The organism is Pseudomonas sp. LBUM1672 (genome assembly GCF_059695655.1).
In genome coordinates this window covers 2,866,463-2,890,288 of sequence record NZ_CP166781.1, presented here as the reverse complement: position 1 = coordinate 2,890,288, position 23,826 = coordinate 2,866,463, and the positions used below count along the sequence as shown (strand labels likewise).

The following is a 23,826-nucleotide window of genomic DNA, read 5'->3' as shown; positions in this document are numbered from 1 at the left end:
GCCCCCGTTGGGCCGCGAAGCGGCACCCTACATTTCTTCAGGTGCATAGAGTTTGCAGGATTGACGACTGCTTCGCAGCCGAACGGGGGCAAGCCCCCTCGCCACAATGGATCTCTCTGGCCTGCAGCTCTTAGGCGAACACTTCGCACATTTCCAGAACGGAGCAATCCACCTGGAACGGCCCGAAGAAATCGTCTTGCCGTTTCATGGGCGGATTGCCGGCCAGCAAGCCCAGAGCTTTTGCGGTTTCGATGTTACGCGCAAGGTTGTGATTGGCTTCGATGGACCGTGCAACGGAACCCGCCGAGCCCTGCCCTATCCCCAACAGGGAAGAGCCATTGGTCATGAACGCCAGGAAGGCGATGACCCAGAGTTTGCCCCCTTTCATGCCCCTGCCGCTCCCGCCAAGTCTTCGTGATCGACCACCACGTTTTGAGCGCGGTGTTCGAACTGGATGGCGGGATAAGCGACCTGAACGGGTGCTTCAAACGTGTGCTGCGATTGCGCCGAAATGCTGACGACCAGTACCAGGGCCACGTAAAGACCTATGGCCAGGTAGGCGCCGTATTTGGCAGAAGTGATGATTGAGCTGGCCATGGTGTTCTCCGTGGGCATGTTTCAGAGCCCACAGAATCGATCAAAAAAGCTGTGACAACCACTCAGGGTTTTCCATAGTAACCATCAGCTTCATTAATCATTAAGCCAGTCTATTTCAGTCTTCAATAAAACTCATCAAGCGCTCGCGGGCCGCATCCGGCTCGTCTGGAACGGGCTGGGCAGCCGAAAGAATGGGGGCGGAATACAGAAACAGAAGAACCACTGCCAGACGCATCGCCATGCTGTCGATCCTTGTTATTGGAAAAGGAGTCAAAAACTCAGCGTCAAATCTAAACGCAATGGCCATGTGATATCAAGCCGTTGATTGATGGCAATGTGATGCTGTCGTAAACGCGTTATGCAGGAGCGACATCACTCAGGTTTCTCGATGCTTCTCAGCCCGATCGACGCAAGTGACTTCGCTCCTGCATAAAAGGTGCAGGGCTTGAATTTCAGGCTTGGGTCTTGTGATCCAGTGCCGCGTAGAAGTTGGCGCTCTGTTGCAGGTATTTCTGGGTGTAGCTCTGGGCGTGGGATTTTTTGTCGCTGATTTCAACGTTGGCGCTGGCTGGCAGAGCAACGGTGGCAGAGATGGCGGATGCGGCGATGATGGAAAAGAGATTGAAGTTCATGGCGGTATTCCTCGGATTCAGTTGGCTTGCTTGCCCGGTGGGGCCGTGAAGCAAACTTAACCTTCGAGGTTGACGCCTTGAAATCTTTTGTAGCATTAGCAGATATCAGTCTCATTAATACAAGGATGCAGGCCCCATCAACCGGGGCCTGCGGCCTATTGACGCACCAGGAACTTGAGGTCGCTCGGGGCATCCATCGGCAGTTTCTGCACGGTTTTACCCAGCAGACCGCTCTTGGCATCGCGCTCGACCACGACAATCTGGTTGCTCTTCTGATTGGCAATCAGCAAAAACTTGCCGCTCGGGTCGAGGCTGAACTCGCGCGGGTGATCACCTTCCACCGAACGACGCTGCAGCTCCTTGAGATGCCCGCTCGCAGGATCAATGGCAAATACCAGCAACTGATTGGCAGTGCCACGGTTGCTGACGTACAGGAACTTGCCATCGGCCGATGCGTGCAGCGCAGCAGCGGCCTTGTCGGACGTGGGCTGCCCCGCCGCCAGATCAACCATCTGGGTTTGCTCAAGCTTGCCGTTCTGGTGATCGAACACCGCAACCTGCGCGCTCATTTCCATGGTCAGCCAGGCATGTTTGCCATCGGCGCTGAACAACAAATGACGCGGCCCGCTTCCGGCTGGCAACTGGACCGACGCCAGTGGGGCGGCAGTCAACGGCAGCTCCGGATTAGCCTTGGGATCGAAGCGGTAGACAAAGATCTTGTCGGCGCCCAGGTCATTGGAGAATACAAACTTGCCGTCCGGCGACGAAACCGTCGAATGCACATGCGCCGACATCTGCCGCTCGGGATTGACCCGGCTCGACGGGTGACTGCTCATCTGCACCACAGGTTTGAGCTTGCCATCGGTGCCCACGGGCAACACCGCCAGGGTGCCACCCGGGTCTTCAACCACGGAATAATTGCTGACGAACAGATGGCTGGCGTCACCGCTGAGGCTTGAGTGCGTCGGCTCGTTGCCCAGGCTCTGCACCTGATTGATCAGGCTCAGTGCATGGGTCTTGGGGTTGATCGCATAACTGCTGACGCGCCCGACCGGGTCTTTCTGGCCCGGGCCATTTTCGTTGACCACGAACAGGCGCTGCTGATCTTTGGACACTGTCATCCACGACGGGTTTTCACTGGTGACCACTTGCAACGGCATAGGGTTGATCTGCCCGGTGTCGCTGTCGAAGTTCAGGCGATAAATCCCCTGGCTCTGCCCCGCCGTGTACGAACCGACCAGCAACTGATACTCGTCGGCCGATGCCACCTCAATGCCCATCGCGCCGAGGCTGCCGGCCATCAACAGTGGCCAGAGCTTATGCATCCTCATTCCCTTCTTCCTCGTCTTCACCGCCGCCGAACGCCTCCATAGGCACCAGTCGATGCTCACCGGAATCGCCGGTAATGATCCAGCTTTTCAAAGCAGTATCGAAAGTCGCCGCCGTGATCTGCGCAATGCTGAACTCCCAACGCTCGAGCGCTCGTCCGTCCATGCATTCGATGTGCAGGTTATCGTCTTCATCGAGGGAAAAATCGAAAGCGTGCAGCCCGTCGATTTCCAGCATGTCGCAGTGTTCGAGGGCGTTGATCAAGGTGTCGGCTACGGCAGTCATGGCAGTCAATCTTTGAATGGAAAGACGCAATGATAGCTCAATGTGGCAGCGCCCTAGCGCCGACCACAAAACTCGGACACAACGCAGGACAAATGTGGGAGCGGGTTTGCTCGCGAAGGCGGAGTGTCAGTCGACACATGTATTGACTGATACACCGCCTTCGCGAGCAAGCCCGCTCCCACAGGGGTTGTGTGCTTGGCCGTTAGAGGGCGTCGCGGGATGGCTTGCCGTCCACTAGGCGCTGAATGCGCAGTGGATTGGCGTTCTTCAACGGTTCCGGCAACAGGCTGTCCGGATAGTTCTGGAAGCACACCGGACGCAGGAACCGATCAATCGCCAACGTGCCCACCGACGTGCCACGCGCATCGGAAGTCGCTGGATACGGCCCGCCGTGGACCATCGAATCACAGACTTCAACACCCGTCGGATAGCCATTGAGCAGGATCCGCCCGACCTTTTGCTCAAGCAATGCCGTCAACTCGCTGAACTGTTCGAAGTCCGCCGGTTCACCAATGATCGTCGCCGTCAGCTGCCCGTGCAGGCCGTTCAATGCGGCACTGAGTTGCGTCTGATCCGCCACTTCGACGAACACCGTGGTCGGGCCGAACACTTCTTCCTGCAGCACTTCATCGCCATTGATCAACAGGCTGACATCGGCTTTGAACAACTGCGGTTGCGCCTGATTGCCTTGCTGCGGATTGCCAGCCAGGTGCTCGATGCCCGGGTGAGCGAGGAGTTTTTGCAGGCCTTTGCCATAGCTGCTCAAGGTTCCGGCGTTGAGCATCGTCTGCGCCGGCTGATCTCCGATGAACCCGGCCACCTGTTGCACGAACGCGGTGAACTGCGGCGAGCGAATACCGATCACCAGACCGGGATTGGTGCAGAACTGTCCGCAACCCTGAACCACCGAAGCGGTCAGGTCACGGGCGATGGTGTCGGCCCGAGCGTCCAGTGCCTGGGGCAACACGATCACCGGGTTGATGCTCGACATCTCGGCGAACACCGGGATGGGTTGTGGACGCGCGGCGGCCATGTCGCACAACGCACGACCACCCTTCAGCGAACCGGTGAAACCGACCGCCTGAATCGCCGGGTGCTTGACCAGCGCTTCGCCGACTCCGCCGCCGTAGATCATGTTGAACACCCCGGCCGGCATGCCGGTTTTTTCCGCCGCGCGAATCAACGCATCAGCCACCTGTTCAGCGGTGGCCATGTGGCCACCGTGAGCCTTGAACACCACCGGGCAACCGGCGGCCAGCGCCGACGCGGTATCACCGCCTGCGGTGGAGAAGGCCAACGGAAAGTTGCTCGCGCCGAACACGGCGACAGGCCCGAGGCCGATTCGGTATTGGCGCAGGTCCGGACGGGGCAGCGGTTGGCGATCCGGCAATGCCTGATCGATTCGCGCGCCGTAGAAATCGCCGCGACGCAGTACTTTGGCGAAGAGTCGCATCTGTGCGCTGGTACGCCCACGCTCGCCTTGAATACGTCCGGCAGGTAACGCAGTTTCGCGGCAGACCACGGCGACAAAGTCATCGCCCAGGGCGTCGAGTTCATCGGCAACCGCATCGAGAAACTGCGCACGACGTTCCGCGCTCAGGCTGCGATAGGCCGGGTAAGCGGCGGCGGCAGCCTTGGCGGCGGCATCGACTTCTTCAGGTGTCGCCTGGAAGAAATCATGAGGTAAAGCCTCGCCGGTGCTAGCGTCGACGCTCTGCATTTTGATGCTGCCGGCAGCGCTGCGCTGGCCGCCGATGTAGTTGTGACCGAGAATCTGGGTCATGGGTGTCTCCTTAAAGGGTGCCGACGGTGCCGGGTTCGAACACTGCTTCAACCGGTGCAATCCCGTTGATCAACGGTGCGCCGAACTCGGCCTGGCTGATCTCGAACACGTCACCCGGCCGGGTGCGAATGCCATCGGCAAAGGACAGGGTCGCGGTGCCGAAGAAATGAATGTGCACGTCCCCTGGACGCAGGAACTGGCTGTACTTGAAATGGTGGTACTCGAGGTTTTCCAGGCTGTGGCACATGTTGGCCTCGCCGCTGAGGAACTCGTTCTGCCACAGCACTTCACCGTCACGCAGGATGCGACTGGTGCCGGCCAGATGCTGCGGCAGTTCGCCGACGCGCAGCTCCGGACCGTAGCTGCAACTGCGCAGTTTCGAGTGTGCGAGGTAGAGGTAATTCTTGCGCTCCATGACGTGATCGGAAAACTCGTTGCCCACCGCAAAACCGAGGCGATACGGCTTGCCGTCGTGGCCGATGACGTAGAGACCACCGAGTTCAGGCTCTTCACCCGCGTCTTCGGCAAACGGCGGTAGCGGGAACGGTTGACCCGGACGCACGACGATGCTGCCGTCACCCTTGTAAAACCACTCCGGTTGCACGCCGGCCTGACCAGCCGCCGGCTTACCGCCCTCCACGCCCCATTTGAAAATGCGCATGGTGTCGGTCATCGCGGCTTCGTCGCCGGCCTGTTGGTGCATTTTGTCGCGGGCCGAAGCGCTGCCCAGATGGGTCAGGCCGGTGCCGCTGACCAGCATGTGCGCCGGGTCCGGGTGATCCAGCGGTGGCAGGATTCGCAGTTGGGCCAGCAGGTCCGCGTAGTCATGGCTGATGCCCAGACCCAGGGTTTTTACCTGCTGCTCAAGATTGACGCCCGCCTCGATCGCCGCCAGAGCCAGGTCCCGCACCGTTCGCGCGTCCTGCACTTCGCGGATCAGGCCGCCCTCGACCACGCCAACCCGGCGCTCGCCGTTACTTAACTCGAATTGAACCAAACGCATGAAATTCTCCTGTTTATTCAAATCACCGCTGTTCCCTGTGGGAGCGAGCCTGCTCGCGATGAGGCCGTCACATCCGACATCAGCGTTGAATGTCAGTCCGTCATCGCGAGCAGGCTCGCTCCCACAGTTGATCGGTGTACATCCTCAGGTACGGGTCGCGCCGCGAGCGCTGGCTGCAAACTGATCCGCTGCCAGCACATGCTTGCGCTCCAACAACCGATACACCACGCCGGTCAACACCAGCCCGAACACCATCACCCCCGACAGGAAATACAGCCCCGAAGCCAGGTTGCCGGTGTATTCCTTCAGCGCGCCGATCACGAACGGGCCGATGTAGCCGCCCAGGTTGCCCACCGAATTGATCAACGCGATCCCTGCCGCCGCACTCGCCCCGGCAAAGAAACGACCGGGCAAGGTCCAGAACACCGCGGTGCAGGAAAACAACGCAAACGCCACCAGGCACAACGCCGCGAGTTGCAGCACCGGCACCGTCAGCCAGGCGCTGAGGAACAGACCGATAGCACCCAGCACGTAAAGCACCGCCAAATGGCCGTAGCGATCATTCAAGCGGTCGGAACTGCGCGGGATGATCAGCAACCCCACAATCCCGAAGATGTACGGCACCGATGACACGAAACCGGTCACCAGATCCGTGCCACCAAACTGTTTGATCAACGTCGGCAACCACAGGCCCAGGCCATAGATGCTCAAGGTCACCGGCAGATAAAACAGCGCCAGCAGCAACACGCGTTTGTCTTTCAGGGCGTGCAGCGGATTGCCGTGACGGGTCTGGCCGTATTCTTCCAGGTCTTTTTTCAGCTCACCGGTCAGCCAGTCTTTCTCAGCCTGGTCCATCCATTTCACCTGTTGCGGGCCATCCGGCAGGTAACGCAGCACCGGCCAGGTCAGCAAGATCGCCGGGGTGCCGATGACGATGAACAGCCACTGCCAGCCATGCAGACCGAGGATGCCATCCATGCCGAGCAAGCCGCCGGACACCGGGCCGGTGATCATCATCGCGATGGGTTGGGACAGGATGAACAGCCCGAGGATCTTGCCGCGATGGCGAACCGGGAACCATTGGGTGATGTAGTAGAGAACGCCCGGGAAGAACCCGGCCTCTGCCGCGCCGAGCAGAAAGCGCATGACATAGAAGCTGTGCGGCCCCTGGACGAAGGCCATGCCGATGGTGATGGCGCCCCAGGTGACCATGATCCGTGCAAACCAGCGCCGGGCGCCGAAGCGGTCGAGCATCAGGTTGCTGGGGATTTCCAGCAAGAAGTAGCCAATAAAGAACAACCCAGCGCCAAGGCCATAAGCCGCGTCACCCAGGCCAATGTCGGCGCCCATGTGCAGCTTGGCGAACCCTACGGCGGAGCGATCCACATAGGCGATCAGGTACAGCAGGATCAGGAAGGGAATCAGTTTCAGCGTGATGCGACGTATAAGCCGCAGTTCCTGGCTCATGAGATCGGTCTCCGATTGTTGTTTTTATAGAACCTCGGGGGACGCCTCTCGCTGAAAACCGCCAGGGCCATCCCTCCGTTGAAAGCGACTATATAGTAATACTAATTACCCAACAACACTTCCAAAGCGACGAATTTGCGCTTATGTTACGCCTTAGTTCGAACAATATAGTCATACAATAAGAGAATCGATCATGTCTGATAAGAAACCCAACCTGCGCTCCGCCCAATGGTTTGGCACCGCCGACAAAAACGGCTTCATGTACCGCAGCTGGATGAAGAATCAGGGCATCGCCGACCACCAGTTCCACGGCAAGCCGATCATCGGCATCTGCAACACCTGGTCGGAACTGACCCCGTGCAACGCGCATTTCCGCCAGATCGCGGAACACGTCAAACGCGGCGTGATCGAGGCCGGTGGTTTTCCAGTGGAATTCCCGGTGTTCTCCAACGGCGAATCCAACCTGCGCCCCACCGCCATGCTCACCCGCAACCTGGCGAGCATGGACGTTGAAGAAGCGATTCGTGGCAACCCGATTGATGGCGTGGTCCTGCTGACCGGTTGCGACAAAACCACCCCGGCACTGCTGATGGGCGCGGCCAGTTGCGACGTGCCGGCGATCGTCGTCACCGGCGGGCCGATGCTCAACGGCAAGCACAAAGGCCAGGACATTGGTTCCGGCACCGTGGTCTGGCAGCTCAGCGAACAAGTGAAAGCCGGCACCATCACCATTGACGATTTCCTCGCGGCCGAGGGCGGCATGTCCCGTTCGGCCGGCACCTGCAACACCATGGGCACCGCATCGACTATGGCCTGCATGGCCGAAGCACTGGGCACTTCCCTGCCACACAACGCGGCGATTCCCGCAGTGGATGCACGGCGTTATGTGTTGGCGCACATGTCCGGCATGCGCGCGGTGGAGATGGTCCGCGAAGATCTGCGGCTGTCGAAGATCCTGACCAAGGAAGCTTTCGAAAACGCCATTCGCGTGAACGCCGCCATCGGTGGCTCGACCAACGCCGTGATCCACCTGAAAGCCATCGCCGGTCGCATCGGCGTCGAACTGGACCTGGACGACTGGACCCGCATTGGCCGCGGCATGCCGACCATCGTCGACCTGCAACCGTCCGGACGTTTCCTGATGGAAGAGTTCTACTACGCCGGCGGCCTGCCAGCTGTGCTGCGCCGCCTCGGTGAAGCCAATCTGATTCCGAACCCGAATGCTCTGACCGTCAACGGCAAGACCCTCGGCGAGAACACCAAGGACGCGCCGATCTATGGCCAGGACGAAGTGATCCGCACCCTCGACAACCCGATCCGCGCCGACGGCGGCATCTGCGTGCTGCGCGGCAACCTCGCGCCACTGGGTGCGGTGCTCAAACCGTCCGCGGCCAGTGCCGAACTGATGCAACATCGCGGGCGTGCCGTGGTGTTCGAGAACTTCGACATGTACAAGGCGCGGATCAACGATCCGGAACTGGACGTCGATGCCAACTCGATTCTGGTGATGAAGAACTGCGGGCCGAAGGGTTATCCGGGCATGGCCGAAGTCGGCAACATGGGCCTGCCGGCCAAGCTACTGGCGCAGGGCGTGACGGACATGGTGCGCATTTCCGACGCGCGCATGAGCGGCACGGCGTACGGCACCGTGGTTTTGCACGTTGCCCCGGAAGCAGCGGCCGGCGGGCCTTTGGCGACGGTGAAGGAAGGCGACTGGATTGAGCTAGATTGCGCCAACGGGCGTTTGCACCTGGATATTCCGGATGCGGAACTGGCGGCGCGCATGGCTGATCTGCAACCGCCGCAAAATCTGATCGTGGGCGGTTATCGCCAGCTGTACATCGACCATGTGCTGCAAGCGGATCAGGGTTGCGATTTCGACTTCCTGGTCGGCTGCCGCGGCTCCGAAGTGCCCCGCCACTCCCACTAATCACATCAGTCCCCTGTGGGAGCGGGCTTGCTCGCGAAAGCGGTAGTGCATTCAGCATTTTTGTTGACTGACACACCGCCTTCGCGAGCAAGCCCGCTCCCACATTGATTTGCACTTGCCTCAAGATTGCGCCGCGCCTGCTATCATGCGCGGCATCTCCATCGCACAGGATCGCGCCGTTTCCCATGGATTACCGCAAACCCTCCGACCGCAAAAGCATGCACTCGCGCATCGTCCAGGAACTGGGCATGCAGATCGTTTCCGGACGCTTCAAGCCGTGTGACAAACTGCCCGCCGAAGCCCTGCTGTGCGAGGAGTACGCGGTCAGCCGCCCGGTGCTGCGCGAAGCCACCCGCGTGCTGGTTGCCAAAGGCCTGGTGTATTCCCGCCCCCGGGTCGGCACCGTGGTCAAGCAGCGCAAGGAATGGCACATGCTCGATCCGGATGTGCTGCACTGGCTGATGCAAAGCAGCCCGCAAAATGAATTCTTCGATTTGCTGACCAGCGTGCGCAGCATCATTGAACCCGCTGCTGCCGCCCTCGCTGCGCAATTCGCCACCGACGCCGACATCGCCTCCATCGGCGAAGCCTACCAGCGCATGGAAGCCGCGCCGACACCTGAAGCGCTGTTGCAGCCCGACCTGGATTTTCACAGCCGCATCGCCGACGCGACCCACAACGACCTGCTGGCCAACCTGTGCAACATGCTGTCGGTGGCGATTGCTGAAGCGCTGAAGCATTCCAACCAGCGGCCGAACCTGCATGAGCTGGCGTTGCCTCGGCACAAGGCGATCCTCACTGCGATCGAAAACCGTGATGCGCTGGGTGCGCGGCATGCGACCCTCGTACAGCTTGATGATGCGCGCAGCGCGCTGAACGTCGTGCTGGGCACCGATCCCTCCTAACACCACAACTCCAATGTGGGAGCGAGCCTGCTCGCGATGGCAATTTCACATTAAACATTGATGTTGGCTGGTAGACCGCCATCGCGAGCAGGCTCGCTCCCACAGGGGCCGGTGTGAATCTTCAGATGAAAAAAAGCCGCAACCAGGGTTGCGGCTTTTTTGTTTCAGCCAGGGATCAGTGAGCGAACAACGAGTTGCCCTTCTGCCCCGCCAGTTTCTCCGGCTTGATCAGGAACCGCGCCAGTGCTGGCAACAGCCACAATGCGCCGAACATGTTCCACAGCAGCATAAAGGTCAGCATCAGGCCCATGTCAGCCTGGAACTTGATGGCCGAGAAGATCCAGGTGCACACGCCGATCGCCAGGCACAGGCCGGTGAACAGCACGGCTTTACCGGTGGACTTCAGCGTCTGGTAGTAGGCTTCTTGCAACGGCAGGCCCGCACGCAGGAAGGTTTCCAGACGGCTATAGATGTAGATGCCGTAGTCCACGCCAATCCCTACCCCCAGCGCCACCACCGGCAAGGTCGCGACTTTCACGCCGATGCCCATGAAGGCCATCAGGGCGTTGCCGAGTACCGAGGTCAGCACCAGCGGCAGCACGATGCACAAGGTCGCCGCCCAAGAGCGGAAGGTGATCATGCACATGGTAGCGACGCAGATGTAGACGAGGATCAGGATGGTCAGCTCGGACTCCTTGATCACCTCGTTAGTGGCCGCCTCGATGCCGGCGTTACCCGCCGCGAGGATGAATTCCAGGCCGTCCTTGTTGTTTTCCTTGGCGAAGTCCTGCACCGCATGCACCGCGCGGTCCAGCGTTGCGGCCTTGTGGTCATTGAGGAACACCAGCACTGGCGCCAGGGAGCAGCTGTTGTTGTACAAGCCGTCGGCACGGGCGATGGAGTTGTTCAGGACGTCAGGGTTACGCGACAGGGTTTCCCATTTCAGGTTGCCCTCGTTCATGCCCTTGATCATCTGCTTGGATACGGTCACCAGGGAAATCGCCGACTGCACGCCCTCGGTGTTCTGCATCTTCCACATCAGCTCGTCGATCGGCGCCATGGCTTCGTAGCGCGAGCAGCCTTCGGACTTGGTTTTGACCATCACCACCAACACGTCGGAGCTGGTGGAGTAGTTGCTGATGATGAAGTTGTTGTCCTTGTTGTAACGCGAATCCGGACGCAACTCGGGAGCACCCTGGTCGAGGTCACCGATCTTCAGGTTCTGGCTGTACCAGAGGCCGCCACCGAAGGCCAGCAAGGCCAGGACGATCGACACCGGTGCGACTTTCGGGCTGGCAAAGCCCGACAGCAGGCGCCAGAACGGGTGTTCGCGGTGTGCGTCTTTCTTGCTGCGTTCGACGGCGCGCTTGCTGATGCCGACGTAAGAGATCGCCACCGGCAGCAGGATCAGGTTGGTGAACACGATCACCGCCACACCAATGGAGGCGCCGATGGCCAGCTCGCGAATCACACCGATGTCGATGATCAGCAGCGTGATGAAGCCCACGGCGTCCGCGAGGATCGCGATCATCCCCGGCAGGAACAGCTGACGGAATGTGCGTCGTGCAGCGGTCAAGGCGTTGTCGGCTTCGCTGGACTGCAAGGCGATCCCGTTGATCTTCTGCACGCCGTGGGAAATACCGATGGCGAAGATCAGGAACGGCACCAGCATCGAATACGGATCAAGCCCGAAACCGAAGAAGTGCATCAAGCCCAGCTGCCAGACCACCGCTACCAGCGTCGTACTCAACACCGCCACGGTGCTGCGCATGCAGTTGGTGAACCAGTACAGCAGGATCAGGGTGATGATGAAGGCGACGCCGAAGAACATCACCACCATGACCAGACCATCAATCAGGTCGCCGACTTTCTTGGCGAAACCGACGATGTGGATCTGCACGTTAGGGTTCTGCGCTTCAAACTTGTCGCGGATCTTTTCTTCCAGCTCGTGGGAGAACTTGCGGTAATCCAGTGCCAGCAACTTGCCCTGGTCCTGCGGGTCCGGGTAGGACTCCAGCAGCGGGATATCGACAATGCTCGACTTGAAGTCGTTGGCCACCAGGCGCCCGACCTGCCCGGACTTGAGTACGTTGTTGCGCAGCAGGTCGAGGCTTTGCTGGGAGCCGTTGTAGCTCTGCGGGATCACTTCGCCACCGGCGAAGCCCTCTTCCGTCACCTCGGTCCAGCGTACGCTCGGGCTCCACAGCGACTTGAGGCCGGAACGGTCGACGCCGGAAATGTAGAACACCTCGTCGTTGATCTGACGCAGGGTCTCCATGTACTCCTTGGAGAAAATGTCACCATCGGTGGCTTCAACGGAAATGCGCACCGTGTTGCCCAGGTTCGCCAGATCGTTGCGGTGCTCCATCATCTTTTGAATGAATGGATGCTCCAGGGGAATCATTTTTTCGAAGCTGGTGGACGGCCGGATCAGCGTCGCCTGCCAGAACAGGAAGATGCTGACCAGCAGGCAGATGACGATCACTGCCGGGCGGTTGTTGAAAATCAGGCGCTCAAGAAACGTCGCCTTGTCTTGATGATGACTGCTCAAGGATGTCATAGACCCGCCTTCTTATTATTTGCCCGGCTCATTGGGACGACCCGTTTTTGCCATTCTCGGCGCTGGCGCCGGTTAGCGAGGTGACGCGAACGCCACCCTGTCCTGCCAGGATCAGATTGCCGTTGCCTGCTGCCGTCACTGCCGAAACGGATATACGATCCGGACGGTTGAATACGCTGAAGGTTTCGCCGTTGTCGTTGCTGCGGATCACCGAGCCGCCGTTGCCGACGATCACGATAGAGCCGTCGTCGAGCAGCGTTGCGCCGGACAGGCCAAATTCCAGCGCACCTCGCGCAGCCTTGAGCTCGACCGGCTCCCAGGTGGTGCCGAAATCGGTGGAGCGAAACAGATTGCCGCGCAACCCGTAGGCCAGCAGCGTGTTGGCTTGAGCCGTGCCGATCACGCCGAACAGCGAACCTTCGTACGGGCCTTCAAGCTTTTCCCAGGTCTGGCCCCAGTCGACGGAGCGGAACATGCTGCCCTGCTCGCCGACGATGAACAGCCCGGCATCCTTGACCGCTGCAATGCCGTTGAGGTGGTACTGGTCTTCGTTGTCGAGACGATCGCTGACATCTTCCCAGTGCTTGCCACCGTCAGTGGTGGCCATCAACGCACCGTAGGCGCCCACGGCAAAGCCGCTGTTGACGTCCTGGAACCAGACGTCGAGCAGCGGCGATTCGCGTTTCAGGTCTTCGAATTGCTTGGTCCAGGTGACGCCACCGTCCTCGCTGGCGAGGATCTGTGCGTCATGGCCGACGGCCCAGCCATGTTTGTCATCGACGAAAAACACCGACGTCAGCAGTTGCCGGGTGGGCACCTTGGCCTGGGTCCAGGTCGCGCCCTGGTCATCGGAATACAGAATGTGCCCGCGATCCCCGACCGCCACCAGGCGCTTGCCGGCGTGCACGACGTCGAGCATCAGGCTCTTGCTGGCTTTGGCAGATTCAACGGCATAAACAATGTCGGACGCTGGCGCCGCAGCGGCCAACGCAGGTGCCGACAGCACGGCACAACCCAACAGCGAGAGCGCTGTGGCCAGCAACGCGAACTTGCGTAATGCCGGCGGGCGGCAAATACCCACACCCATGACAGGCTCACTCATAGACCTTCCCCCATTATTATTGTTAGGTCGTTCAACCTTTCAGGGCGCCGTAAGGGGTCCCATCGGGATTGCCTGTTCTGGAGCATAGTCCTGAAATGCGCAATCTAGAGCCCCTTCGGAAGCTGGCTTATCCTATCGGGGTTTGGAAAGGTCTGACAATCGACGCCACGTTATGTTTTGTTAACTGGGGCGGAATGCGGTTTGGGTGAATGATTGGGTATCAGGTGGGGTGATTGGGGTTTCTTTGGTGTTCGGTGTTCGGTGTTCGGTGTTCGGTGTACATATCCGTTTCTTCGGTAACGGCGACTTATGGTTTCGCTCTTACAGCGACTCACTTTTCCAGACGCCGAAAAGTAAGCAAAAGGCTTCGCCCCGGCGTACGGCGCCTCGCTGAGGCTCCGCGTTCCCTCGCTACGGTGTCCATCAGGGGGCATCGCCTACGGTCTGCTTCGCGACGACCTCCTCTCGATGTGTGCGGCTTCGCCGCACGGCGCTACGCGCCTAACCCCCTGATGAACACCTACGCTCGGCCTGCCGAAGGGGCGAGAGATCTAGATCAAAATCAACGTCAAAAGCCAAAGCCAAAGCCAAAGCCAAAGCCAAAGCCAAAGCCAAAGCCAAAGCCAAAGCCAAAGCCAAAGCCAAAGCCAAAGCCAAAGCCAAAGCCAAAGCCAAAGCCAAAGCCAAAAGGATCATAGCCATCTAGAAGCTTGCGTACATCCGCAAGAACAGGTCGGCTGTCAGGCCGCCATCGCTGGCAGGCCAGCTCCCACAATGGACCGACGTGCGCCTTCCGCTTCTCACCACTCATCAGGCCGAGCGTTAGCTCGCCTTCAGCTTTTGATCTTGATCTGCCCGCCCCTTCGGGAGGCTGAGTGGAGGTGTTCATCCGGGAAGTGGCGCGAAGCGCCGTTCGACGCAGTCGAACACGCTGCATGTAGGTCGTCGCGAAGCAGACCGGAGGGCAGTGTCCCCGGATGGATACCGGAGCGAAGGTACGCCGAGCCTAGGCGAGGGGCCGGACGCTCGGGGCGAGCCTTTTTTTGCTTACTTTTTTTTGGCGTTTGAAAAAAAAGTGAGTCGCCGTAAGGGCGAAACCGCCAGCCGCCGTAACCGCAGGAATGGATATGTACCCGGTCAACCACAACATGGTCGGCCCGAAGGCCGCCATCGCTGGCAAGCCAGCTCCCACAGGGCCCAAGTGAACCCTGAGGGAGCATCGCCAGACTCAGGCCAGGCTCTTGCTGACCACCTCAAACACATCGCTGGACAGCTGACCCGAAGCACGAATCCGCTCCAACTCACCCTTCATCAACGCCTGACGCGCATCGTCGTATTTGCGCCAGCGAGTCAACGGCGCCAGTTGGCGAGAGGCGATCTGCGGGTTAAACCCGTTCAACTCAATCACCAGATCCGCCAGGAAACGATACCCGGAACCGTCAGCCGCATGGAAGTTGATCAGATTCTGCCCGGCAAACGCACCGACCAGCGCCCGCACCTTGTTCGGGTTCTTGATATTGAACGCCGGATGCTCCATCAACTGACGAACACGTTCCAGACCACCCGGCAACGTGCTGCCCGCCTGGACACTGAACCACTGATCCATGACCAGCGGATTGTCCTTGAAGTGCTCGGCAAAATTCCCCAGTGCCTTGGCTTTATCCTCTTCGAATGAAGAGTTGACCAACACCGCCAAGGCCGTCAGGCGCTCGGTCATATTGTCGCTAGTCTCAAACTGCTCAAGAGTGGCAGCCAACACTTCCGGCTTGCCGCAGAGCATCAGGTACGACAGCGCAATGTTCTGCAACGCGCGGCGGGCGAAGTGCTCGGCCTCGGCCACGTACGGGGTTTTCTTCGACAGATCGCGGTTGGCCTGATAACGCAGCCACAGCGCTTCGAACAAACCTTCAGCCAATTGCTTACGGGCAAACTCGCGAGCGATATGGATGGCATCGACGTCTGCCACTTCGCTGATTTCAGTCAGGTACGCCTCGCCCGGCAGCGAAAGCATTTCCGCCACCATCGCCTGGTCCAGCGTCTCGTCGGCCAGCACGGTGCGCAAGGCCGAAATCAGGCGCTGATCCAGCACCAGTTTCTCGCCCTTCTGCTGCTGAGCGATCAGCTCTTGCAGCACCTGCACCGACAATTGCTGACCGGCATCCCAGCGGTTGAAACCGTCGCTGTCATGCTGCATCAGGAACATCAGCTGATCGCGGTTGTACGGGAAGCTCAGTTTCACCGGTGCCGAGAAGCCGCGCAGCAACGATGGCAGTGGCTGTTCAGCGATGTCGACGAAAGTGAAGGTCTGCTCGGCTTCGGTCACCGAAATGACCCGCGAGGTGCCCTGATCACGGTCTTCACCGGAAAGACGCAACGTAATGGCCGCGCCTTTCGAATCCAGCAGGCCCAATTCCACAGGAATCACGAACGGCAGTTTTTCAACCTTGTCCGGGGTCGCCGGGCAGCTCTGGCGGAAGGTCAGGCTGTAGGTTTTCGCGGCGGCGTCGTAAGACTCGCTCACCGCCAGACGCGGCGTGCCGGCCTGGCTGTACCAGCGTTTGAACTGGGTCAGGTCGACACCGTTGGCATCTTCCATGGCTTTGATGAAGTCGTCGCAGGTCACGGCCTGGCCGTCATGGCGCTCGAAGTACAGGTCGCTGCCTTTGCGGAACCCTTCGGCACCGAGCAATGTGTGGATCATGCCGACCACTTCCGAACCCTTTTCGTACACGGTCAGGGTATAGAAGTTGGAAATCTCGATGAAGCTGTCCGGGCGCACGGCGTGAGCCATCGGGCCTGCGTCTTCGGCGAACTGATGAGTACGTAGATAAGCCACGTCCTGAATGCGCTTCACGGTGGCCGAGTTCATGTCGGCGGAGAAACCGGAATCGCGGAACACGGTGAAGCCTTCCTTGAGCGACAACTGGAACCAGTCGCGGCAGGTCACGCGGTTGCCCGACCAGTTGTGGAAGTACTCGTGGGCGACGATCGCCTCGACACGCTGGTGCGCAGCGTCGGTCGCGGTTTCGGCGCGGGCCAGCACGGCGCTGGAGTTGAAGATGTTGAGACCCTTGTTCTCCATCGCGCCCATGTTGAAGTCGTTGACCGCGACGATCATGAAGATGTCCAGATCGTACTCGCGACCGTAGACCTCTTCGTCCCAGCGCATCGACTTCTTCAGACTGTTCATGGCGTGCTGGCACTTGTCGATGTTTTCCGGCTCGACGTAAATGCGCAGCGCCACGGAGCGTTCGCTCATGGTGGTGAAGGTGTCTTCAACGCACCACAAGTCACCGGCCACCAGCGCGAACAGGTACGCCGGTTTCTTGAACGGGTCTTCCCAGGTCGCCCAGTGCCGGCCCTCTTCGCCAGGACCTGAGGCAATCGGGTTGCCGTTGGACAGCAACACTGGATAGCTGTGCTGCTCGGCGACCACCGTGGTGGTGAACGTACTCATCACGTCCGGGCGGTCGAGGTAATAAGTGATCTTGCGGAAGCCTTCGGCCTCGCACTGGGTGCAGAACATCGTGCCGGATTTGTACAAACCTTCCAGCGCAGTGTTGGTTTCCGGGTGGATCCTGACGCTGGTATCGACCGTGAAGGTGGTGCTGGTCGGGTGCAGGGTCAGGTGGTTTTCGGTCAGCTGATAATCGGCGTCGCTCAACTCGCGGTCAGCCAGGGTGACCGACAGCAGTTCGAGTTGCTGGCCATCCAGCACCAGCGGCGGCAGGCCCGGGCCGCGCTCGGGATTGCGGCGCATCACCAGTTGCGCATGGACCAGGCTGTGGTCCTCGAACAACTCGAAGGTCAGGTGCGTCTCGTCGATCAGGTACTCGGGCGCCTGATAGTCCTTCAGGTAAATCATCTTCGGTTGTTCGGTGCGCATGCTGGAGTCCTTACTGATGCACGGCGAGCTGATAAGCCGTGTACTTACGAATATTGATGACGCCGGTGTCGAAAATCAGGTATTGGCCCTTGATCCCCAACAGCGTGCCTTCGGCAATCGGATTCTTGTCCAGGTTGAAGCTGACGATTTTGGCCGGGTATTGCTCGACCGGATAGCGGATTTCGAGGACGTCTACATCGGCAATAGTCTGGATCGCTTGTAGGCCGAATCGTTCCTGCAAACCTTGCAAACCTTCGGCGCAGCTGTCGAACAACTGATCGCGAACCTCAGCCAGGTTCACCGACACCGCGTCGCCCTTGAGCAAAGCACGCCAGTTGGTCTTGTCCGCCACCTGACTGCGGAACAGGTCTTCGACGAACCCCGACTGCTGACGGGTCGAGACGCGCATGATCGGCAACGCCTGACGGGCGCCCTGGTCGATCCAGCGAGTCGGCAGCTGGGTGGCGCGGGTAATCCCCACTTTCACCCCGGATGAATTCGACAGATACACAATGTGATCGGTCATGCAGAACTTCTCGCCCCACTCTGGCTCACGGCAGGTGCCAGCATCGTAGTGGCAACGCTCCGGGCTCATGATGCAGAGGTCACACTGTGCCAGTTTGGTCATGCACGGATAGCAATAACCCTGACTGAAACTGGTTTTGGTCTTGCGCCCGCAATGGGAGCAATGGATCGCCCCCAGGTATTCCAGACGCACCGTGGAGCCGATCAATGGATTGACCGGTACCTCGACGTCATCCAGACGAAACGCGTACTGCACGTCCGTCCCGTCAAGGCGCGTCGACATTTTGCTGATTGCACCGCGGCCAATCTCAATCAATGGACGGCATCCGACTTGAACAGGATATTTGGCACGCTGATCGACTTCGAGCTGCATTCCTGCGGGCCCATGTAGCCGGTACGTTCTTCCTCGGGCAGGTTCTGGATTTCCCAGGCGATCATCGCTTGCAACGACAGTTCACGCTGCTCGGCGGTGAGTTTGCCACCGTCGGACCATTTGCCGATCTCCACCGCCAGTTTCAGGCTCTGGTAGATATCGGGGGTGATGTTCTGGATCATTTCGTTAAAAGAGGACATCAAGGGCTCCGCTCTTTAATACATAACTGATTAGACGGCCAGTTTACGGCGGTTGTACAAACCACCCAACAAACCGGTCAAGCATCCGACGAGCAACCCGCTGACATGGGCCGCGTTGGCGATTTCACCGAAACCGATCATCGAGACCAGCCCCGACAGGCACACCACTAGCCACACCAGCATCATCACCAGCACGCCACGCGGCAGGCGATAAGCCGGGTTCGGCGACAACAACTGGAAAATCCAGCAATGCCCGAGCAGGCCGTAAAGCACCCCGGACAACCCGCCGAACAGGGTCGGGCCGCTGAAAACGAACTGGGTGTAGTTGGACACCAGGCTGAAGAGCAAGGTCAGGCCGATCAGGTTGATGCTGCCCTGGCGCGACTCAATGCGCCGGCCCAGCTCCCAGTACCACATGCCGTTCATGGCCAGGTGCAGGATGCCGAAATGGATCAGCATCGGCGTCACCAGACGCCACCACTGCCCCGCCGCCAGGCTGTCAGCCAGGGGAACAAAATGGATGTACTCGCCGACGATGCGAAAATCGAGAAAGGTCAGCCAGCGCAGCGTGTCGAGGTTTTCACCCAGCAGCGTCACCGCACCAACGATCAGACTCAGCAGCAACACCAGCGCAGTCGCCTTGGCGTGGCGCAGTTGCTCGACGAAACCGGGTCGCCTGGTGGTTTGTGCGACGGGAATATCCAGCTGCTGATCAGGGTCGCCCGCCGGGAAACGTTCATATAAGGAACGCACGTCTTCGCTGATATTGGCCGGCACCCACAGCACCTGCTCGCCGGACTCTTCGCTGACCCGATGCGGCACCTGCATGCGTTGCAGCAGTTTGACGAACCCGCTCAAATCCACTGCCAGCGGCAGGCGTAGAACAGCAACGGTACTCATCGCAACACCTCCGGCCGCTCGACATCGACCCAGACAAATTTGTGCGGATCGAGACGGGTTTCCTGATCCAGGCGATAGGCGACCAGTTTGCCGTAGAGCACCGCGCTGTAATCCAGGCAGGCCAGGTTCGGACGGATTGGTGCCGGTTTTCCGCTGCGCCAGTAGTGGCCGACGAACAACAACGGCTCATCGACGCCATAGCGCAGCAAGGTATTTTTTTCGGTGGACGACAGGGGCGTCTGGGCCACGGGTTCGGGCAAGGCGTCAGGCTGGAACACGATGTCTCCGTAGGTTTGCGGGTCGTCTTCCCAGAATTTGGTGCGGAAGAACGAACGCGTCAGGCCATCGCCGCTGGTCATGGTCAACCCGTGGGGCAGACGCATGTCGGTGCCGCGCAGCAAGCGATCGAATACCGTGCAGGCGAAACTGCCCGGCACGGCCGAGGCCTGGAGGAAATGCTCATCGACGCAACCGTCGGGGAACAGCGCGCGCAGCGGTTCGATCAGGCCGGAATCCCAGCAGGCGTGCACCACGCGGAATCGTCCGGCATCGACGAACAATGGCAATTCGTAGAACCATTGCTGGAAGTCATGCCAGTCACCCGGGTGATCTTCAAACTGGGTCAGGGTTTCACCGAGCAGGCGTGCGTGGCGTGGCGTGTGTTCGCGCACGAACTGCTTGCCGCTACCCGGCGGCGCCGGCGTGGCCCAGCCGAGGGCGTTGAATTCATGGTTGCCCATGATGCACAGCGCCTGACCGGCCTCGACCATGTCGTGAACGATGTGCAGCGCCTCGCGAATCCGCGGGCCGCGGTCGATGATGTCACCGACAAACACCGCCATGCGCGATGGATGCCGCCAGACGCCACCTTGTTTGTGATAACCGAGCCGGTCGAGCAAGTGCTCAAGGGTCAGAGCGCAACCGTGCACGTCACCGATCAGGTCGTAGCTACGCGCGGGATCGAGCATCAGTCGCCTCCACCACCCAACCGGCTGCCCCAGCCAAGCTTGGTCCGGCAGACCTCATAGTAGTTGTGGTCGAGCGGGTGAATCAGCCGCAGTTTCTGGGCTTTTTTGCTGATGGTGATGGTGTCGCCTGGGGCGCAGGTGAAATGGTTCTGCCCGTCACAGGAGACTTGCGGGTAAATCTGCATATCTTTGGACACGACGATTTTCAGCTCACTGTTGCCATCGACCACAATCGGTCTACCCGACAAGGTATGGGGGTACATCGGCACAATCACAATAGCGTCGAGCTTGGGATGCATGATCGGCCCGCCCGCCGACAGCGCGTAAGCGGTCGAACCAGTGGGCGTGGCGACGATCAGGCCGTCGGCCTTCTGGCTGCAGACGAACTGGCCGTCGATGTACAGCTCGAATTCGATCATCCGCGTGGATTTGCCGGGGTGCAGCACCACGTCGTTCAGCGCGTCGCCCTGGCCAATGGCCTCGGCGTGGCGGCGAACTTCGGCTTGCAGCAGGAAGCGGTTTTCCACCAGGTAGTGGCCGTCGAGCACTTCGGCGACTTTGACTTCCAGCTCATCCGGGCGAATATCGGTCAGGAAACCGAGGCTGCCGCGGTTGATGCCGAGTACGGGGATATTGTGTCGGGCCAAGGCACGCGCGGCGCCCAGCAGGCTGCCGTCACCGCCTACCACAATCACCATGTCACACACTTCACCGAGCATCTTGCGTGACGAGGTTTGCAGGCCATGACCGGGCAGGACTTCGGCGATGGTGTCTTCGAGGATCACGTGCAGGTGACGATCGAGCAGAAACCGTTTCAGTCGGCGGACGGTATCCAGCACCTGCGAACTGCCCAGGCGACCGATGATGCCGATATTACGAAATTGCTCCATGAGGTTCCTGCGCGACGGTGAAAAACACGATTATGGGCGAAAGCGCGGGATAGACAAAATCCTTTCAGCCACAAGGGTGTACTCATGTTTAGGGCTATGCTCGCAAGATGATCCTATTTCCCGATTTGCTCCAGTTACCCCACCAGTTGCGCCACCCCGAAGTGCGCGACCTGGCCTGGGTCATCCTCGCGCCGCCGATGCTCGACGAGACGCCGTGGCCGCAGCGTCACCCGCTGGCCGGCAGTGACTGGGTGCAGGCACCGGAACGGCTGGAGCTTTGGCTTCGGCAACTGGACCGGGACAGTTATGACTTGCTGCACTGGCTGGCGCAGGCCAGGACGCGGCGACTGGGCTTGTATTACGAACGGCTGTGGCAATACGCCGTGCGCCATGCGCCGGGGATCGATTTGATTGCCGCCAACATGCCGATCCGCCGCGAAGGCCATACGCTGGGCGAGCTGGATATGCTGCTGCGCGATCGCGACGGTGTGCATCACCTGGAACTGGCGATCAAACTTTATCTGGGGCCGCAGAACGGTGACGGACGCGACACGGCGCAGTGGCTGGGGCCGGGTTGCCATGACCGGTTGGATCGTAAACTGGCGCATTTGACCCAGCATCAATTGCCGATTTCCGCTCGCCCCGAGAGTCGCGAGGTGCTGGCGGCGCTGGATATTCAGCAGTTCAGCGCGCATCTGTGGCTGGGCGGCTATCTGTTGTATCCGTGGCCAGGACAAGCCGAACCACCCAACGGCGCGCATCCGCAGCATTTGCGCGGCAGCTGGTTGCATCAGAAGGATTGGGCCGATTTTGTCGTGCAACGCCCGTTCGGCCGTTGGCAACCCCTGCCCCGCCATGCCTGGCTGGCGCCGGCGCATTATCCGGTGGATCAGACCTGGAACACGGCGCAGCTGAAAGCGTGGCTCAGTGATCTGGAGCCTTTGGCCCCGGCGCAACTGATGGTGCGGCTGATCGAGAACGCGGACGGAGATTGGGAGGAAGCGGAGCGCTTGTTTCTGGTGGCGGATCTTTGGCCGAATGTGCCGGGTAGTGGGTGATATTTGTGGTGTCTGGACTGGCCTCATCGCGGGCAAGCCCGCTCCCACAGGTCTTGTGTCGTTCGCCGAGTTTGCATTCGACAAATCCTGTGGGAGCGAGCTTGCTCGCGATGAGGCCACCTCGATCTAAATGGATAACCGCAACGCCAAAGCCGCCAACGTCACCAACAATACCGGCACCGTCAACACAATCCCGACCTTGAAGTAATACCCCCAGCCAATCTGAATATTCTTGCGTTGCAGCACGTGCAACCACAACAACGTCGCCAGGCTGCCGATCGGCGTGATTTTCGGCCCCAGGTCGCTGCCAATGACGTTGGCATAAATCATCGCTTCCTTCACCACCCCGGTGGCCTGGCTCGCATCGATTGACAGCAAGCCAATCAACACCGTCGGCAGGTTGTTCATCATCGACGACAACAGCGCCGTCAGCACGCCCGTGCCCATGGCCGCGCCCCAAATGCCGTAATGGGCGAACCCGTCCAGCCACCCGGCCAGATACCCGGTGAGCCCGGCATTGCGAAGGCCATATACCACCAGGTACATGCCCAGCGAGAAAATCACGATCTGCCACGGTGCTTCTTTCATCACCTTGCGCGTGGAGATCTTGTGGCCACGGGCGGCGATGGCCAGCAGCAATGCGGCACACACGGCGGAAATGGCGCTGATCGGAATGCCCAATGGCTCAAGGGCAAAGCAGCCGAGCAGAAGAATCACCAGCACCGCCCAACCGGCATAAAACGTCGCCTTGTCGTGGATTGCGGTCGACGGATGCTCAAGTTGTTCGGGGTCGTAAGCCTTGGGAATGTCGCGACGGAAAAACCACATCAGCATCGCCAGCGTGGCGGCAACACTGACGAAGTTGACCGGAATCATGACCGCCGCGTAACGGTTGAAGGTGATATTGAAGAAGTCCGCCGAAACGATGTTCACCAGGTTCGACACCACCAGCGGCAGGCTCGCGGTGTCGGCAATGAACCCGGCACCCATCACGAATGCCAGGGTCGCCGCCGGGGAAAAGCGCAACGCCAGCAGCATGGAAATCACGATGGGCGTCAGAATCAGTGCGGCGCCGTCATTGGCGAACAACGCGGACACCAGTGCCCCGAGCAACACCATATAAGCAAAGAGCTTGCGTCCGCTGCCTCGCCCCCAACGGGCCACATGCAAGGCTGCCCAGGCAAAGAAGCCTGCCTCATCCAACAGCAGACTGATGATGATCAGCGCCACGAAAGTGCCGGTGGCGTTCCAGATGATCTGCCACACGATTGGAATGTCACCCAGGTGCACCACCCCGAAAATCAGCGCCAGCACGGCGCCGAATGTCGCACTCCAGCCAACACCCAGGCCTTTGGGTTGCCAGATCACCAAGGTGATGGTCAGCAGAAAAATCAGCGACGCTATGAGCATGCGGAGCAGCCTTCAAAGAAAAA

22 protein-coding genes are annotated in these 23,826 nt (G+C 59.9%); 3 read left to right on the top strand and 19 right to left on the bottom strand.

All coding sequences use genetic code 11. The annotated features are described in order from the left end of the window. Window positions 1-130: 130 nt before the first annotated feature. The 9 genes from ACA053_RS13280 to ACA053_RS13240 form a co-directional block, all read right to left on the bottom strand. The gene (locus ACA053_RS13280; protein ID WP_109630600.1) at window positions 131-388 is read right to left on the bottom strand and encodes a hypothetical protein; all 258 of its coding nucleotides are present in this window, start codon (window positions 386-388) and stop codon (window positions 131-133) included. Then, a complete protein-coding gene (locus ACA053_RS13275; RefSeq protein ID WP_109630599.1) occupies window positions 385-597 on the bottom strand; it encodes a hypothetical protein in 213 nt (70 codons plus the stop codon). The genes ACA053_RS13280 and ACA053_RS13275 overlap by 4 nt, the downstream gene beginning before the upstream one ends. A gap of 115 nt (window positions 598-712) precedes the next feature. Beyond that, window positions 713-838 carry a hypothetical protein gene (locus ACA053_RS13270; protein WP_497317733.1) on the bottom strand — a complete coding sequence of 42 codons (126 nt, stop codon included), beginning with the start codon at window positions 836-838 and terminating at the stop codon, window positions 713-715. 211 nt (window positions 839-1,049) lie between these two features. Beyond that, the gene (locus ACA053_RS13265; RefSeq protein WP_010459844.1) at window positions 1,050-1,229 is read right to left on the bottom strand and encodes a hypothetical protein; all 180 of its coding nucleotides are present in this window, start codon (window positions 1,227-1,229) and stop codon (window positions 1,050-1,052) included. A 155-nt stretch (window positions 1,230-1,384) separates the two neighbouring features. Next, window positions 1,385-2,560, bottom strand: coding sequence for a lactonase family protein (locus ACA053_RS13260; protein WP_497395856.1), 1,176 nt, complete (start codon window positions 2,558-2,560; stop codon window positions 1,385-1,387). Beyond that, window positions 2,547-2,843: a DUF5629 family protein gene (locus ACA053_RS13255; protein WP_497395854.1), complete on the bottom strand. Its 297-nt coding sequence runs from the start codon at window positions 2,841-2,843 to the stop codon at window positions 2,547-2,549. The genes ACA053_RS13260 and ACA053_RS13255 overlap by 14 nt, the downstream gene beginning before the upstream one ends. Before the next feature lie 202 nt (window positions 2,844-3,045). Then, window positions 3,046-4,626, bottom strand: a complete 1,581-nt coding sequence (locus ACA053_RS13250) for an aldehyde dehydrogenase (NADP(+)) (protein ID WP_497395852.1) — start codon at window positions 4,624-4,626, stop codon at window positions 3,046-3,048. A gap of 10 nt (window positions 4,627-4,636) precedes the next feature. Continuing rightward, a complete protein-coding gene (gene araD1 / locus ACA053_RS13245; RefSeq protein WP_497395850.1) occupies window positions 4,637-5,629 on the bottom strand; it encodes an AraD1 family protein in 993 nt (330 codons plus the stop codon). A gap of 144 nt (window positions 5,630-5,773) precedes the next feature. Next, the gene (locus ACA053_RS13240; protein ID WP_109630587.1) at window positions 5,774-7,096 is read right to left on the bottom strand and encodes an MFS transporter; all 1,323 of its coding nucleotides are present in this window, start codon (window positions 7,094-7,096) and stop codon (window positions 5,774-5,776) included. Window positions 7,097-7,289: 193 nt separating this feature from the next. Between ACA053_RS13240 and ACA053_RS13235 the strand changes: the two genes are divergently transcribed. Continuing rightward, the gene (locus ACA053_RS13235) at window positions 7,290-9,026 is read left to right on the top strand and encodes an IlvD/Edd family dehydratase (protein ID WP_219097417.1); all 1,737 of its coding nucleotides are present in this window, start codon (window positions 7,290-7,292) and stop codon (window positions 9,024-9,026) included. Window positions 9,027-9,211: 185 nt separating this feature from the next. Continuing rightward, complete coding sequence (locus ACA053_RS13230) at window positions 9,212-9,931, top strand: FadR/GntR family transcriptional regulator (protein WP_094467649.1); 720 nt, start codon at window positions 9,212-9,214, stop codon at window positions 9,929-9,931. A 175-nt stretch (window positions 9,932-10,106) separates the two neighbouring features. On the opposite strand, the gene ACA053_RS13225 is transcribed toward ACA053_RS13230, so the two are convergent. The 9 genes from ACA053_RS13225 to ACA053_RS13185 all read right to left on the bottom strand — a co-directional run bounded on the left by ACA053_RS13225 (window position 10,107) and on the right by ACA053_RS13185 (window position 21,335). Further along, window positions 10,107-12,491 carry an efflux RND transporter permease subunit gene (locus ACA053_RS13225; RefSeq protein WP_497395848.1) on the bottom strand — a complete coding sequence of 795 codons (2,385 nt, stop codon included), beginning with the start codon at window positions 12,489-12,491 and terminating at the stop codon, window positions 10,107-10,109. A 28-nt stretch (window positions 12,492-12,519) separates the two neighbouring features. Beyond that, window positions 12,520-13,593: a WD40/YVTN/BNR-like repeat-containing protein gene (locus ACA053_RS13220; RefSeq protein WP_497317722.1), complete on the bottom strand. Its 1,074-nt coding sequence runs from the start codon at window positions 13,591-13,593 to the stop codon at window positions 12,520-12,522. 568 nt (window positions 13,594-14,161) lie between these two features. Continuing rightward, window positions 14,162-14,482, bottom strand: coding sequence for a hypothetical protein (locus ACA053_RS13215; RefSeq protein ID WP_497395846.1), 321 nt, complete (start codon window positions 14,480-14,482; stop codon window positions 14,162-14,164). A gap of 339 nt (window positions 14,483-14,821) precedes the next feature. After that, on the bottom strand, window positions 14,822-17,479 hold the full coding sequence (gene pepN / locus ACA053_RS13210) for an aminopeptidase N (protein WP_497395844.1): 2,658 nt from the start codon (window positions 17,477-17,479) through the stop codon (window positions 14,822-14,824). A 10-nt stretch (window positions 17,480-17,489) separates the two neighbouring features. Beyond that, the gene (locus ACA053_RS13205; RefSeq protein WP_109630569.1) at window positions 17,490-18,320 is read right to left on the bottom strand and encodes a DUF2797 domain-containing protein; all 831 of its coding nucleotides are present in this window, start codon (window positions 18,318-18,320) and stop codon (window positions 17,490-17,492) included. Beyond that, window positions 18,317-18,577, bottom strand: coding sequence for a YeaC family protein (locus tag ACA053_RS13200; protein ID WP_090183249.1), 261 nt, complete (start codon window positions 18,575-18,577; stop codon window positions 18,317-18,319). The genes ACA053_RS13205 and ACA053_RS13200 overlap by 4 nt, the downstream gene beginning before the upstream one ends. 30 nt (window positions 18,578-18,607) lie before the next feature. After that, window positions 18,608-19,477 (bottom strand): rhomboid family intramembrane serine protease, encoded by an 870-nt coding sequence (locus ACA053_RS13195; RefSeq protein WP_109630566.1) that lies wholly within the window; start codon window positions 19,475-19,477, stop codon window positions 18,608-18,610. Further along, on the bottom strand, window positions 19,474-20,448 hold the full coding sequence (locus ACA053_RS13190) for a metallophosphoesterase (RefSeq protein ID WP_371922079.1): 975 nt from the start codon (window positions 20,446-20,448) through the stop codon (window positions 19,474-19,476). Before ACA053_RS13190 ends, ACA053_RS13195 begins: the two co-directional genes overlap by 4 nt. Next, window positions 20,445-21,335, bottom strand: a complete 891-nt coding sequence (locus ACA053_RS13185; protein ID WP_010459816.1) for an NAD(+) kinase — start codon at window positions 21,333-21,335, stop codon at window positions 20,445-20,447. The genes ACA053_RS13190 and ACA053_RS13185 overlap by 4 nt, the downstream gene beginning before the upstream one ends. 107 nt (window positions 21,336-21,442) lie before the next feature. Here ACA053_RS13185 and ACA053_RS13180 point away from each other — a divergent pair, with 107 nt between their 5' ends. Beyond that, window positions 21,443-22,393, top strand: a complete 951-nt coding sequence (locus ACA053_RS13180) for a DUF1853 family protein (RefSeq protein WP_109630561.1) — start codon at window positions 21,443-21,445, stop codon at window positions 22,391-22,393. A 126-nt stretch (window positions 22,394-22,519) separates the two neighbouring features. Here the strand turns inward: ACA053_RS13180 and ACA053_RS13175 are convergent, their stop codons facing one another. Next, window positions 22,520-23,803, bottom strand: a complete 1,284-nt coding sequence (locus tag ACA053_RS13175) for an arsenic transporter (protein ID WP_497395842.1) — start codon at window positions 23,801-23,803, stop codon at window positions 22,520-22,522. Window positions 23,804-23,826 lie beyond the last annotated feature (23 nt).

What these genes read in the sequence shown, in the direction of transcription:
- ACA053_RS13255 (WP_497395854.1), bottom strand. Translation starts at nt 2,843, where the DNA reads ATGACTGCCGTAGCCGACACCTTGATCAACGCCCTCGAACACTGCGAC.
- ACA053_RS13200 (WP_090183249.1), bottom strand. Translation starts at nt 18,577, where the DNA reads ATGTCCTCTTTTAACGAAATGATCCAGAACATCACCCCCGATATCTAC.
- ACA053_RS13225 (WP_497395848.1), bottom strand. Translation starts at nt 12,491, where the DNA reads ATGACATCCTTGAGCAGTCATCATCAAGACAAGGCGACGTTTCTTGAG.
- pepN (WP_497395844.1), bottom strand. Translation starts at nt 17,479, where the DNA reads ATGCGCACCGAACAACCGAAGATGATTTACCTGAAGGACTATCAGGCG.
- ACA053_RS13275 (WP_109630599.1), bottom strand. Translation starts at nt 597, where the DNA reads ATGGCCAGCTCAATCATCACTTCTGCCAAATACGGCGCCTACCTGGCC.
- ACA053_RS13250 (WP_497395852.1), bottom strand. Translation starts at nt 4,626, where the DNA reads ATGACCCAGATTCTCGGTCACAACTACATCGGCGGCCAGCGCAGCGCT.
- ACA053_RS13260 (WP_497395856.1), bottom strand. Translation starts at nt 2,560, where the DNA reads ATGAGGATGCATAAGCTCTGGCCACTGTTGATGGCCGGCAGCCTCGGC.
- ACA053_RS13195 (WP_109630566.1), bottom strand. Translation starts at nt 19,477, where the DNA reads ATGAGTACCGTTGCTGTTCTACGCCTGCCGCTGGCAGTGGATTTGAGC.
- ACA053_RS13220 (WP_497317722.1), bottom strand. Translation starts at nt 13,593, where the DNA reads ATGAGTGAGCCTGTCATGGGTGTGGGTATTTGCCGCCCGCCGGCATTA.
- ACA053_RS13240 (WP_109630587.1), bottom strand. Translation starts at nt 7,096, where the DNA reads ATGAGCCAGGAACTGCGGCTTATACGTCGCATCACGCTGAAACTGATT.
- ACA053_RS13185 (WP_010459816.1), bottom strand. Translation starts at nt 21,335, where the DNA reads ATGGAGCAATTTCGTAATATCGGCATCATCGGTCGCCTGGGCAGTTCG.
- ACA053_RS13180 (WP_109630561.1), top strand. Translation starts at nt 21,443, where the DNA reads ATGATCCTATTTCCCGATTTGCTCCAGTTACCCCACCAGTTGCGCCAC.
- ACA053_RS13270 (WP_497317733.1), bottom strand. Translation starts at nt 838, where the DNA reads ATGGCGATGCGTCTGGCAGTGGTTCTTCTGTTTCTGTATTCCGCCCCC.
- ACA053_RS13280 (WP_109630600.1), bottom strand. Translation starts at nt 388, where the DNA reads ATGAAAGGGGGCAAACTCTGGGTCATCGCCTTCCTGGCGTTCATGACC.
- ACA053_RS13235 (WP_219097417.1), top strand. Translation starts at nt 7,290, where the DNA reads ATGTCTGATAAGAAACCCAACCTGCGCTCCGCCCAATGGTTTGGCACC.
- ACA053_RS13175 (WP_497395842.1), bottom strand. Translation starts at nt 23,803, where the DNA reads ATGCTCATAGCGTCGCTGATTTTTCTGCTGACCATCACCTTGGTGATC.
- ACA053_RS13215 (WP_497395846.1), bottom strand. Translation starts at nt 14,482, where the DNA reads ATGAACACCTCCACTCAGCCTCCCGAAGGGGCGGGCAGATCAAGATCA.
- ACA053_RS13230 (WP_094467649.1), top strand. Translation starts at nt 9,212, where the DNA reads ATGGATTACCGCAAACCCTCCGACCGCAAAAGCATGCACTCGCGCATC.
- araD1 (WP_497395850.1), bottom strand. Translation starts at nt 5,629, where the DNA reads ATGCGTTTGGTTCAATTCGAGTTAAGTAACGGCGAGCGCCGGGTTGGC.
- ACA053_RS13265 (WP_010459844.1), bottom strand. Translation starts at nt 1,229, where the DNA reads ATGAACTTCAATCTCTTTTCCATCATCGCCGCATCCGCCATCTCTGCC.